Source organism: Nocardia sp. NPDC006044 (assembly GCF_042871115.1).
In the GTDB taxonomy this organism is placed as follows: domain Bacteria; phylum Actinomycetota; class Actinomycetes; order Mycobacteriales; family Mycobacteriaceae; genus Nocardia.
Map to the genome: position 1 here is coordinate 1220445 of NZ_JBIAID010000003.1, position 13016 is coordinate 1233460.

General features: G+C 70.3%; 10 protein-coding genes. 8 read left to right on the top strand and 2 right to left on the bottom strand.

What is annotated here, in order from left to right; translation table 11 throughout:
* Nucleotides 1–5 precede the first annotated feature (5 nt).
* Genes ACFYO1_RS30220 through ACFYO1_RS30240 form a run of 5 tightly spaced genes read left to right on the top strand, consistent with a single transcriptional unit; the run spans nucleotide 6 to nucleotide 7552 of the window.
* A complete protein-coding gene (locus ACFYO1_RS30220) occupies nucleotides 6–242 on the top strand; it encodes a phosphopantetheine-binding protein (RefSeq protein WP_387238014.1) in 237 nt (78 codons plus the stop codon).
* A complete protein-coding gene (locus tag ACFYO1_RS30225) occupies nucleotides 206–4681 on the top strand; it encodes an amino acid adenylation domain-containing protein (protein ID WP_387238017.1) in 4476 nt (1491 codons plus the stop codon). Before ACFYO1_RS30220 ends, ACFYO1_RS30225 begins: the two co-directional genes overlap by 37 nt.
* Nucleotides 4675–5724 carry an ABC transporter substrate-binding protein gene (locus tag ACFYO1_RS30230; RefSeq protein WP_387238020.1) on the top strand — a complete coding sequence of 350 codons (1050 nt, stop codon included), beginning with the start codon at nucleotides 4675–4677 and terminating at the stop codon, nucleotides 5722–5724. Before ACFYO1_RS30225 ends, ACFYO1_RS30230 begins: the two co-directional genes overlap by 7 nt.
* Entirely contained in the window at nucleotides 5721–6767 is a 1047-nt protein-coding gene (locus tag ACFYO1_RS30235) for a FecCD family ABC transporter permease (RefSeq protein ID WP_387238023.1), read from the top strand. Before ACFYO1_RS30230 ends, ACFYO1_RS30235 begins: the two co-directional genes overlap by 4 nt.
* Complete coding sequence (locus ACFYO1_RS30240; RefSeq protein ID WP_387238025.1) at nucleotides 6764–7552, top strand: ABC transporter ATP-binding protein; 789 nt, start codon at nucleotides 6764–6766, stop codon at nucleotides 7550–7552. Before ACFYO1_RS30235 ends, ACFYO1_RS30240 begins: the two co-directional genes overlap by 4 nt.
* Before the next feature lie 5 nt (nucleotides 7553–7557).
* Here the strand turns inward: ACFYO1_RS30240 and ACFYO1_RS30245 are convergent, their stop codons facing one another.
* Nucleotides 7558–8337, bottom strand: coding sequence for an SDR family NAD(P)-dependent oxidoreductase (locus ACFYO1_RS30245; protein ID WP_387238028.1), 780 nt, complete (start codon nucleotides 8335–8337; stop codon nucleotides 7558–7560).
* 87 nt (nucleotides 8338–8424) lie between these two features.
* Here ACFYO1_RS30245 and ACFYO1_RS30250 point away from each other — a divergent pair, with 87 nt between their 5' ends.
* Entirely contained in the window at nucleotides 8425–9276 is an 852-nt protein-coding gene (locus ACFYO1_RS30250; RefSeq protein ID WP_387238031.1) for a helix-turn-helix transcriptional regulator, read from the top strand.
* Nucleotides 9277–9280: 4 nt separating this feature from the next.
* Here ACFYO1_RS30250 and sigC read toward each other — a convergent pair whose 3' ends face one another.
* Nucleotides 9281–9847, bottom strand: a complete 567-nt coding sequence (gene sigC / locus ACFYO1_RS30255) for an RNA polymerase sigma factor SigC (protein ID WP_387238034.1) — start codon at nucleotides 9845–9847, stop codon at nucleotides 9281–9283.
* 123 nt (nucleotides 9848–9970) lie between these two features.
* Between sigC and ACFYO1_RS30260 the strand changes: the two genes are divergently transcribed.
* Complete coding sequence (locus ACFYO1_RS30260; protein ID WP_387238037.1) at nucleotides 9971–10732, top strand: zf-HC2 domain-containing protein; 762 nt, start codon at nucleotides 9971–9973, stop codon at nucleotides 10730–10732.
* A gap of 10 nt (nucleotides 10733–10742) precedes the next feature.
* A complete protein-coding gene (locus ACFYO1_RS30265; protein WP_387238040.1) occupies nucleotides 10743–13013 on the top strand; it encodes a heavy metal translocating P-type ATPase in 2271 nt (756 codons plus the stop codon).
* Nucleotides 13014–13016 lie beyond the last annotated feature (3 nt).

Here is a 13016-nt window from a genome sequence, read left to right on the forward strand (position 1 = left end):
ACGCGATGGAACCACTCACCTACGACACCGTCCGGGCGGATATCGCCGATCTGCTGTATCTGGAGCCGGACGAGCTGGACGACACCGACGACCTGTTCGCCGCGGGGTTGGATTCGGTGCGGTTGATCGGATTGATCGAACGCTGGAAATCTCGCGGCGCCACAACGGCTTTCGTGGATCTGGCGGAGAATCCGACGCTCGCCGCGTGGTGGGCACTGCTCGCGCCGCGGTCCGCGCCGTGAGTTCGGCCCGGCCGCTGACCTCCGCGCAGCTGGGCGTCTGGCTCGGGCAGCAGCTCGACCCGGCCGCCGCGGCCTTCAATATTGCCGAGTACGTGGAGATTTCCGGGCCGGTCGCGGTGGACGTGCTGGTGACGGCCATCCGCGCGGCGGTCGATGAGGCCGCGGCGCTGCAGGTTCGGTTCCTCGAGGACGGGCCGCTGCAGGTTGTGGAGTCGCCCGCGTGGGAGGTCCGGGTGGTGGACGTCTCGGCGGAGCCGGATCCGCTGCGGGCCGCGCTGGACCTGATGGATCGGGATGTCGCGCGGCCGGTGTCGCTGACCGGCGACCTTCTGTTCGCGCACATCGTGTTTCGGGTCGGCGCACGGCGGACGCTCTGGTACCACCGGGTGCATCACATCCTGCTCGACGGCTACGGCATGGCGCTGATCGCCCGCCGGGTTGCCGAACTGTATTCGGCGGCCATCGCCGGAACATCGCCGCCCGCCTATGCCTTCGGGTCCTGGGACGCAGTCGTGGCGGCGGACGCCGCCTATGCCGATTCGGCGGATATCGATCGCGATCGTCGGTTCTGGCTCGACTACCTGCGTGACCGTCCGGCACCGGTGACCCTGTCCGGTGCGACACCGCGCTCGACATCGGTTGCGGGCCGGACACTTCGGGAGTTCACCACCCTGGATGCCGAGACGATCGCGCTACTGCGCGGCGTCGCGGAGACCTCGCGGGCCAACTGGACCGACGTGCTCACCGCCGCGATCGCCGCGTACGTGCACCGGATGACCGGGGCCGACCAGGTGTGTCTTGCGCTGCCGGTCATGCTGCGCACCGGCACGCCCGCGCTGCGGGTGCCCTGCATGACGCTCAACGGCGTGGCGCTGTGGGCCGACTTCGCGGACGATCCGACCCTGCTCGAGCTGACCGGACACGTCGCCCGGCACCTGGTCCGCAGTCGGCGCCATCAGCGCTATCGCAGCGAGCAGGTGCGCCGCGATCTCGGCCTGGTCGGCAGCGATCGCGGCATGTACGGACCGTCGGTCAACATCATGCTGTTCGACTACGACCTGCGCTTCGGCGAGTGTGCCGGCTCGGTGCACAACGTCACCGCGGGCATGATCGACGACCTGGTGTTCAACCTCTACGACCGGCTCGACGGCACCGGGCCCACGCTGTACCTCGACGGGCACCCGGACGCGTATACGGCGGTCGAGTTGGCCGCCCATCTGCGCCGCTTCACCACATTTCTCGGCCGCGTCCTGAACCGGCCGGAGCGGTCGATCGGCGCGGCCGACCTGTTTCTGCCGGGCGAACGCGAGTGGGTGCACGCGCATAGCCGTGGCATCGAGCGCCCTCGATCCGACCGCACCGTGCCCGATCTGCTTGCCGCGCAGGTGGCCCGCACCTCGACGGCGAGCGCGCTCGTTGCCACCGATGCCAGTGGCGCACACCGTGTGCTCACCTATGCCGAACTAGCCGCACGGACAAAAGAACTGAGTGCGGTGCTGACGAAGGCAGGTACCCGTCGCGGCGACGCCGTAGCGGTGCTGCTCCCGCGCACCGGCGACGCGATCGCCGCACTGTTCGCTGTGCTCGCCTGTGGCGCAACATATGTCCCGCTGGATCCCGGACAACCGGCGCCGCGCCTGGCGCTGCTCCTCGGTGGGCTGGCAGACAACGGCGACGTGCCAGAACTCAGCGCCATAGTCACTACAACCGCACTGACCGGGCTGATCCCGGACACACTGCGAGACCGCACAGTTCTGGTCGATGAATTGCCGTCCACCACAACGACATCGGAAGCAATGCTCGACGCCGTCCCCGAGCCGACGAGCGCGGCTCGGTCCGCCCCGAACACCGAGGATCCAGCGAACTCCGCCGTACCCGTGCGCGCACACCCTCCGGTCCGGTTGCACCGCGAGCATCCGGCATGGGTGATTCACACCTCGGGCACTACCGGAATCCCCAAGGCCGTGGTGATTTCACATCGAGCGGTGGTGAATCTGTACCACCACCATCGCGAGAATCTGATCGAGCCCGCGGTGGCGGCACACGGCGGGCGGCGGATGCGCGCGGCGCTGACCGCGTCGATGACGTTCGATACCGCGTGGGAGGGGTTGCTCTGGCTGCTCGCCGGGCACGAGTTGCACTTCGTCGACGACGACTTGCGGCGCGACCCGGCGGGTCTTGTTCGCTACATCCGGAACCAGGGCATCGATTTCCTCGACGTCACACCGACTTTCGCGCGGGAGCTGCTGAACGCGGGCCTGCTCCTCGGTGCCCATCGTCCGGCGGTGATCGCGCTCGGCGGCGAGGCGACCGATCCGGCGCTGTGGAACGCGCTGCGCGCCGAGCCGGGACTCTCGGTCTATAACCTGTACGGCCCCACGGAATGCACGGTCGACGCGACCTGGACGAGCATCGAATCGCATCCCCGGCCGTGCATCGGGGTTCCGGTCACCAATGGCCGCTGCTATGTCCTCGATCGAACCTTGCGGCCGGTGCCGCCGGGGGTCGTGGGCGAACTGTATGTCGGCGGAATACCGGTCGGGCAAGGGTATCTCGGCCAACCGGCGACGACCGCGGCACGGTTCGTGGCGGATCCGCTCGACACGCAGGGATGCCGCCTCTACCGCACCGGCGATCTGGTGCGGTGGCACGCGGACGGTCACCTCGAGTACCTGGGCCGCGACGACAGCCAGATGTCGTTGCGCGGCTACCGGATCGAGGTCGGCGAGGTGGAGGCGGCGCTTGCCGCACACGAACAGGTCAGTGCCGCAGCGGTGCGCGTGCACGCGGAAGTCCTCGTCGCCTATGTCGTCCCGACCCCCGGTGCGGGCGCACCCGAGGCGCAATCCCTACGGGTACACCTGGCCGGACGGCTACCGGACTACATGGTGCCGTCGGTGTACGTCACGCTGGATCGACTGCCGCACACCGCGAACGGAAAGCTGGACCGCGCCGCCCTCCCCGAACCGCCGGACGTCGAGTTCACCGAACGACCCGCCGGCACTCCCACCGAACGCGCGCTGGCCCGGCTCTTCGCCGAGGCTCTAGGGATCGAGTCGATCGGCATCGATGACGACTTCTTCGCCCGCGGTGGGCATTCGCTGCGCGCGGCACGTGTGCTGAACGGCGTCCGAGCGGCCTTCGGAGTCCGGTGGGACCTGCGCGCGATGTTCGACACCCCCACGGTCGCCGGACTGGCCGAACGCCTCGACTCAGGCCGGGACAGCAACGAACCGACGTGGACCGCAGCGGATCTCGAAGCGGACACCCAGCTCGACATCACCATCCGGGCGACGGCCGAAGCACCGGCGACGCCGAAGACGGTGTTGCTCACCGGCGCCACCGGGTTCCTCGGCGCCTTCCTGCTCGCAGCCCTGCTCGAACGCACCGAGGTACACGTGTACTGCCTGATCCGGGCAGACGACGATCGCGCGGCCCTGGGTCGAATCGAATCCGCGTTCGCCCGTTACCGTCTCGACGCACTGATAGCGCACCGGGTGACCACCATCCCCGGCGACCTCGCCCTCCCCCGGTTCGGACTGACCCAGGAGCGCTACCGGCACCTGGCCGACACCGTCGACGCCATCGTCCACAACGGTGCCCGGGTCCATCATTTCGAGCCGTACTCCCGGCTGCGCCCGGCGAATGTCGAAGGCACCGAACGCATCCTGCGTCTCGCGGTCACCGGCACACCGAAGCCGGTCCACTTCGTCTCCTCCATCGACGCCGCCTTCGCCGTCGACGGCAATCCGCCGATCCTCACCGAAGACCGGCGCGTGGCCGCGACGTCGTTGCCGCACAACGGATATGTGGCCAGCAAGTGGGTGGCGGAGGGCCTCGTCCACGCCGCCGCCGACCGCGGCATCCCGGTCACGGTGTACCGCCCCGGCCGCATCGGCGCCGACTCCCGGACCGGAGCCTCCGGCCCAGACGACGCGTTCTGGAGCCTTGTCCGCGCGATGGTCGTGCTCGCGGCCGTCCCGGCGGAGATCTACGCCGCGGGCACCATCGACCTGGTACCGGTGGACTGGGTCGCCGCCGTCATCGCTCACCTGGCCGGCCACCGCCCTGCGGCCCGGACCTTGCACCTGACCAGCCGAGACCCGCTCACCTTCGCCTTCGTCGTCGACGCACTGCGCGATCGCGGCTACCCGGTCGACACCATCCCCGCGCCGATCTGGCACGCCCGCTTGACCGCGATGGCGGATCGCGCGTCGGCGGACAACGACCACTCCTTGACCATCGCCCGCGCCCACACCGCCCATCTGGCCCCCGCCGGCGACGCCGTCGGCTACGGCCGAAGCGCACTCGTCGATTCGGTTATCCCCCAACCGGATTCCGCGATCGCACTCACCGCCGGGATCGACTACCTGATCGACACCCGCTTCCTCCCAGCGCCGCCTGCCATGGCGCACCGATCGAGAAGGCACCCATGCTGATGAAACGCGCGCTGCTCCTGGCACTCGCGGCAAGCACCCTAGCCGTCACCGGCTGCACCACCTCGGTGCCCGACGCGGCCGGCGACAAGCCGATATCCGCTACCGAGAACGTCACCGCATACCCGGTTTCCCTGGAGAATTGCGGCAAGACCTACACGTTCACCGAGGCCCCGAAGCGAGTCGTGGTGATGAACGGCGGGTCCGTCGGCGAGGTCTCCTCGCTCATCGCGCTCGGCGTCGCCGACCGCGTGATCGCCAACGCGCAGTCCTACGGCACCTCCGACGTGCCGGACCGCGCCGCCGCCATCGACGCCCTCCCGACCGGCGGCATCACCCCGAACAACCTCCAGGACATCCCGCGCGAGGCGATGCTGAACCAGCACCCCGACCTGGTGATCTCTACCGGCGGAGGCGGATTCGCCGCCGACCAGGGCTTCGCGACCCGCGACGAACTGGCCGCCGCGGGCGCCAATACCTATGTGCCCCGGGCGAACTGCGGCGTGACCGGCGCCGTCACCGGCACACCGACGATCGAGGACAGTTACGCACTGCTGCGCGACCTCGGCATCATCTTCGACGTGCCGGGCCGGGCCGAGCGCCTCATCGCCGACGCGCGAAAGGCCGTCGCGGAGACGGCGGCCCGGGTCGCCGGGCAGCCGAAGAAGAATGTGCTGCTCGTCTTCCCCGGCATGGGCATGGGCGGCGACTCGGACTTCTCCGCGATCGCGGCGGGCGGCATCTGGAACGACGTGATCGACAAGGCCGGCGGGGTGAACCCGTTCAATCGCGACGACGGCACCACCTTCGTGACGATCAGCAAGGAGCAGCTCGCGGTGACCCCGATCGATGGGCTCGTCGTGATCAACTACCGCAGCCCCGACATCGACGCGGTCGCCAAGCGGATTCTCGCTCAGTTCCCGCAGTGGAACGCCACCAAGACCAACAGCTATGCGGTGCTGGCGGATTCGATCTACCTCGGCCCCAGCAACGACCTCGCCGTGCAGCGCATCGCGAAACTGGTGCACCCCGAGCGGTTCCGATGACCCGCACCGAGACCCGGCCACCGCTGGCGACGACACCACTGCCGATCGCGCTCGCCGTGTCGGCCGCGGTGCTGCTCGCGGTGATGCTGCTGTCGATCGCGGTGGGCTCGGTCACCGTGTCCGCCGCCGACACCGGCCGGGTGATCCTGGCCCATCTGTCCGGCAAGACCGCCGATGTCGGCTTCACCGTGGATCAGATCGTCTGGAACTACCGGCTGCCCCGGGTCGTCCTGGCCGCGCTGTGCGGCTGCGGTCTCGCCGTGGCGGGCGTGATTCTGCAAGCGCTGGTGAACAATCCGCTGGCCGACCCGTACGTGCTCGGGCTGTCCTCCGGTGCGTCGCTCGGCGCGGTGACCGTGGTCGTCACGGCGGGCGGCGTGCTGGGCGGCATCGGGGTGTCGGCCGCCGCCTTCTGCGGTGCGATCGCGACGATCGCGGTGGTGTTCCTGCTCGGGCAGCAGCGCGGCCGGGTGGTGCCGATCCGGTTGGTCCTGGCCGGTGTCGCGGTCGGCTATCTGCTGCTGGCCGCCACGAACTACCTCCAGCTGCGCGCCACGCCGAATGAGCTACGCGCGGTGATGTTCTGGACGATGGGCAGCGTCGCCGGGGCGAGCTGGGATCGCCTCGGCCCGGTCACCGCGGTGGTGCTGGTGACCGTCGCCGTGGTGCTCGCCTTCGGCCGCAGGCTCAATGTGCTCGGCACCGGCGACGAACAGGCCACCGCGCTCGGCGTCGACGTGCGCACGCTGCGGATCGTCCTGCTGGTGCTGGCCTCGCTGCTGACCGGTGCGCTGATCGCGGTGGCCGGCGGAATCGGCTTCGTCGGTTTGATGATTCCGCATCTGGTCCGCCTCGCCTTCGGGCCGGATCACCGGCGGGTGCTGCCGCTGTCCGCGCTGATCGGCGCGGCGTATCTGGTTGCGGTGGACCTGCTTTCACGCACCATCGACGCGCCGAACGAGTTGCCGCTTGGCATCTTCACCGCCGCGTTCGGCGCCCCGTTCTTCCTCTGGCTGCTGCGCCGCAACGGGGGCCTCACATGAGCTGTTCCGCCGAATTGTCCGTCGCCGGAGTGAGTGTCACCTTCGGTGACGCTCCCGTGCTCGACAAGGTGACCCTGCACGCACCGCCGGGCACGGTCGTCGGCGTCGTCGGCCCCAACGGCAGCGGCAAGACCACGCTGCTGCGCACCATCTATCGATCGCTGCGACCCACCGGGGGCATCGTCACGATCGATGGGGCCGACATCTCCGGGCTGTCGATCCGCGCCGCGGCCCGCACCACCGCGGCGGTTCTGCAGAACGGTTCCGGTTCAACCGAACTGACGGTCGCCGAGGTGGTCGGGCTCGGCCGCAATCCGCATCACGGACTGTTCAGCCGGGACACCGCGACCGATCGCGATGCCGTCGCGGACGCCATGGACCGCACCGGTGTCACCGGCTATGCCGACCGCGCCATCGGCTCACTGTCCGGCGGTGAACGCCAACGCGTCCTGCTCGCGCGGGCGCTCGCGCAGCGACCGCGCCTGCTGGTGCTCGACGAATTGACCAACCACCTCGACGTGCGGGCCCGCTTCGAACTGCTCGACCTGATCCGCTCGACCGGCATCACCACACTCGCGGTGCTGCACGAGCTCGACCTCGCCGTGCGCTGCTGCGACCGGCTGGTCGTGCTCGATCACGGCAGCGTGGTCGCGGCGGGCGAGGTGCTGGACGTGATGACGCCCGAACTACTCCGGAAGGTGTTCGGCGTACACGCCGGCGCAACCCGGCACGCCGACGGGGTCATCCGATTGCACTACGCCGCAAAGCCTTTGGCAGACATCTGAGCTGCTCAGGCGCGCATGCCGCCGTCGACGCGCAGCACGGTGCCGGTCACGTAGGACGCGCGGTCGCTGAGCAACCATGCGGCCGCCTGGGCGATCTCGTCCGGGTCCGCCGCACGGCGCAGCGGCGTCACCGCGTTGAGCCGCTCGATGACCCCGGGCGAGCCCGCTTCCCAGTCCTGGATCATCTCGGTCAACGTGGTGCCGGGCGCGATCGCGTTCACCCGGATGCCTTCCGGACCGTAGGTGACCGCCGCCGATTCGGTGAGGCTGTTGACCGCCCGCTTCATCGCGCCGTACGCCGGCAGTTCCGGGTTGCCCATCAGGCTGCCGACACTGGAGGTGTTGACGATCGCGCCGGTGCCCGCGGTCGCCCGGATGGCGGCGATCTCGGCGACCATGGCCAGCCACGGGCCCTTGAGGTTCACCGCGTAGACGTAGTCGAAATCCGCCTCCCGCACCCGGTCCATCGGACCGGGCGGAACCCCGGCCGCGCCATTGTTGAAGGCGACGTCGAGCCGGCCGTACCGATCGACGGTGTGGTCGACGGCGGCGCGCACGCCCTCCGGGTCGGCCAGGTCGCACACCGCATAGTCCGCGATACCACCCGCCGCCCTGATCTCTTCGGTCACCGCTTTCAGCTGAGCCTCCGTCCGGGCCGCGAGCACGACCCTGGCCCCTTCCCTGGCGAACAGCCGGGCCGCGGCGGCGCCGATACCCCGTCCGGCACCGGTGACGAAGGCGACCTTGCCGGCCAGGAGGCCGGTGGTGGTGAGTGTGTTGTCCATGGCATCGAGCCTCCGGCCGGACACCGAGCCGAGCCAGGTACCGGCGGTACCTGGCTCGGCTCCGCGGCATTCGCGCACACTGAGGCGGTGGACAGACGAGAACTGGCGGACTTCCTGCGCAGCAGGCGGGAGCGGATCACCCCGGCCGACGTGGGTCTGCCCACCGGGCCGCGCCGCCGCACCCCCGGCCTGCGCCGCGAGGAGGTGGCCCAGCTGGCTTTCATCTCGACCGAGTACTACACGCGCCTGGAACAGGCTCGCGGCCCGCGCCCGTCCCGCGAGGTGCTGAGCGGTCTGGCCCGCGCGCTGCGGATGTCCGACGCCGAACGCGACCACCTGCATCACCTGGCCGGGACACCGCCGGGTCTCCCGGCCGGTCCGTCGCGCGAGGTCCGGCAGAGCATCGTCGACCTGCTGTCCCGGCTGCCGCTGGCCGCCGCGGTCGTGCTGTCCGCGACGTACGAGGTGATCGCCTGGAACGAGCTGGCGGCCGCGCTGATGGAGGACTTCTCCGCGCTGTCGCGACGCGACCGGAACCTGGTGCGGCGAGCCTTCCTCGGGCCGAGCCCACACGGGCGGCGGTTGTACGGGGTGTCCGACGCGGACGCGTTCGCCCGCAGCGCCGCCCAGGAACTGCGCGCCACCGCCGCCCGCTACCCCGGCGATCCCGAGGTGACCGAGCTGATCGCCGAACTCCGCACCGGCAGCGTGGAATTCGCGCGGCTGTGGGACGCGCACGATATCCGGGCCGAGCCGACGCTGTGCAAGATCTTCCAGCATCCGCTGGTCGGCCCGATCGCCGTCAACTGCGATGTGCTCGACATCGCCGACCGGGATCAGCGCGTCGTGATCTACACCGCCGCCCCCGGCTCGCCGTCCGAACAGGCGCTACAGCTGCTGTCGGTGATCGGCACGCAGCGCATGGACGCCACGCCGTGAGCCCTCAGCCGTTGGCGCTGCGCCGTACGCCGAAACGTGTTGCGGCAACCAGGTCTTCGCGGCCGCGGGCGACCCGGGAGCGGACCGTGCCGACCGGGCAACCGCAGACCGCCGCGGCCTCGGCGTAGGACAGCCCCAGCACCTGGGTGAGCACCAGCGCCTCCCGCCGCTCCGGCGCGAGATCGTCCAGCAGCAGGTTCAGTTCGACGATTTCGGTCAGCCCGTCCCGCCGCGGCGCCTGCCGGTCGGCGGCCGCCACCCAGTCGACGCCGTGCGCGATCTTCGGCCGCGCCACCGCCATCCGCACCTGATCGACCACGACTCGGCGGGCGATGGACAGCAGCCAGGTGCGCGCGCTGGCGCGGCCCTCGAAACGTTTGATGCTGCCGAGCGCCCGCAGGTAGGTCTCCTGGGTCAGGTCGTCGGCCCGGCCGACCTCGGTCAGATGGGCGAGCAGCCGCCACACGTCCTTCTGGGTGGCCCGGATGAAACCTTCCAGTGCCCGCCGGTCGCCCCGCGCCGCCGCCAGAGCCAGGCGGGTCGTCTCGTCATCCTCGGCGGGCGTCGGCATGGTGTCGACAATAACCCTCGGCTACCGGTGCGACGGACCGCCCCGGCGGAGGTAACGCAGGTCACCACGGGGTCGCAGTGAGCGGCGCCACCAATAGCGACCGCCGGGAACTTCGAGGTCCGGATGGACGACAATCTGGACGTGGAGTGCAAAGTGTGCCGGACGGCGCTGTCGGCCCGGATCGACGGCGAGCGCGAGACCGTGCCCGCCGCCCGGGTGGACGAGCATCTGGAGCGGTGCGGCGACTGCTGCTCCTGGTACGTCGCCGCGGTGGAGACCTCGAAGCAGTTGCGCGGCACCTCGGCCTACGCGCCGGACCTGACCGACGCGATCTTCGCCGCCGCCGAGCTGGAGCGCCCGCGGCCGTCGCCGCCGGCCAGACTGCGGGCCGCCGGACCGATCGCACGCATCGCGTTGCCCCGGGTCCTGCTCGGCTTGCTCGGCGTCCTGCAATGCGGGTTGGCGCTGGCCCAGTTGGCCGGGCTCGACTTCGGCATGAGCCATCACCACGGCGCCGAGATGACCCGGCATCTGCTCAACGAGAGCACCGCGTGGAGCCTGGCGATCGGCGTCGGATTCCTCTACTGCGCGCTGCGGCCGCACGCGGCGGCCGGGGTGCTGCCGGTACTCGGTGTGCTCGTCGCCGCGTTGAGCGCGTTCGTCGTATCCGATCTGTACTCCGGCGTGGTGCCGATCTCCCGGGTGCTCTCCCACGGCCTGCTGGTCGTCGCCCTGGCCCTGGTCGTTGTCGTCAACCGAACCCGCCGCCCGGAAACCTCCCCGCCGACCGGCGACCGAGTCCCCGTCGACCTGGTCCTGCCACCGGGCGCCCAACTCGGCCGCCGCACCCGCCACCTCCGCTCGACCCAAGACCCCGCCGCCTGAACGGAATTTCATGACCATCGAGCTCGAATCGATCGTTCGAACCGAATCCACTGAACCGAAACGCATCTCGCTGGCCGTCACCGGGATGAGCTGTGCGGCCTGTTCGACGCGGGTGGAGCGCAAGCTCAACAAGATCGACGGGGTGACCGCGTCGGTGAACTATGCCACCGGGGTCGCGACGATCGACGCGGTCGGGGAGATCACCGCCGAGCAGCTGTGCGCCGAGGTCGACGCCACCGGGTTCGGGGCGTCGCCGATGACCGACCGGACCGAGCCGGTCGGGTCGGCGCCCGAGGACGCGGCGGTCCGCGATCTGCTGCGCCGGTTGGTCGTCGCGCTGATGGCGTTCTTCCCGCTGGCCGATCTGTCGGTCATGTTCGCCACCATCCCCAGCACCCGGTTCACCGGCTGGCAGCTGGTCCTCACCGTGCTCGCGCTGCCCGTGGTGGTCTGGTCGGCGGCGCCGTTCCACCGCAAGGCTTTCGCCAATGCGAAGGCCCGCGCGGCGAGCATGGACACGCTGGTCTCGGTCGGCGTGCTCACCGCGACGCTGTGGTCGCTGGACACGATGTTCCTGCACCCCAACCGTTCCGGGCCCGCGCCCGACGGGGTCTGGGCGGCGATCTGGGCGAGCGACGCGATCTACCTCGAGGTGGCGGCGGGGGTCACCGCATTCGTCTTGGCAGGAAGGTATTTCGAGGCGAAGGCGAAGCGGTCGGCGGGCAGCGCGTTGCGCGCGCTCGCCGCGCTCGGCGCCCGCGAGGTCACCGTGCTGACCCGCGACGATCGCGAAATGCGGGTGCCCATCGGCGAACTCGTGGAGGGGCAGCGCTTCGTGGTGCGGCCCGGCGAGACGATCGCGACCGATGGCCTTGTGGTGTCCGGGGAATCGAGCGTCGACGCCAGCGCGATGACCGGTGAATCCATCCCGGTCGACGTGCACGCGGGCCGGTCGGTGATCGGCGGCACCACCGCGCTCACCGGGCGGCTGATCGTGGAAGCCGCTGCGGTAGGGGCGGATACGAAGCTGTCCGGGATGATCCGGCTGGTCGAGCAGGCGCAGACCGGCAAGGCGCGGATGCAGCGGGTCGCCGATCGGGTGTCGGCGGTGTTCGTTCCGTTCGTCTTCCTGATCACCGCCGCGACGTTCGTGACCTGGTTGATCACCGGCTCCGGTGCGGGCCGGGCGGGCGCCGCCGCGCTGGCGGTGCTGGTCGTGGCGTGCCCGTGTGCGCTGGGCCTGGCGATTCCCACCGCGTTGATGGTGGCCTCGGGCCGTGGCGCGCAGCTCGGCATCTTCATCAAGGGCCATCAGACGCTGGAAGCCACGCGGGACGTGGACACCGTGGTGCTGGACAAGACCGGGACGGTCACCAACGGCGCGATGAGCGTGGTCGCGGTGATCGAACACGAGTCGTTCGACACCGCGGCGGTGCTGCGGCTGGCCGGTGCGGTGGAGGCGGCCTCCGAACACGCGGTGGCCGCGGCGATCACCCGGCACGCACGCGACCTGATCGGCACCCTGCCCGCGGTCGAATCCTTCGAAGCCCTACCGGGATTGGGCGCGCGCGGCGTGGTGGACGGCCACCGGGTGCTGGTCGGCCGGTCGCGGCTGTTCGACGATCAGGGCATCGGCATCCCGCCGGAGACCAATCGTGCGGTCCGGCAACAGGAACGGTCCGGGCGCACCGTCGTGCTGGTCGCCGTCGACGGCACGGTCGTCGCGGTGATCGCGGTCGCGGACACGGTCAAGGAGACCGCGGCCGCCGCGATCGCCCGGCTGCACCGGCTCGGCCTGCGGGTCATGATGTTCACCGGCGACAACGCCTACGCGGCGCAGTCGGTGGCCGACGAGATCGGCATCGATGAGGTGGTCGCCGAACTGCTGCCGGAGGGCAAGGTCGAGCTGATCGCCCGCATGCAGGAGCAGGGACGGCGCGTGGTGATGGTCGGCGACGGCATCAACGACGGCGCCGCGCTGGCTACCGCGGACCTCGGCATGGCGATCGGCGCGGGCACCGACGTGGCCATCGCCGCCGCCGACGTCATCCTGGTGCGGGAGGACCTGGGCGCGGTGGCCGACGCCATCGAGCTGGCGCACGCCACGCTGCGCACCATCAAGGGCAACCTGGTGTGGGCGTTCGGCTACAACGTGGTCGCCATTCCGGTCGCCGCACTGGGCTTGCTGAATCCGCTGATCGCCGGCGCGGCAATGGCGTTCTCGTCGTTCTTCGTGGTCTCGAACAGCCTGCGGCTGCGGCGAGTTCGCTTCGACCGCTGACCG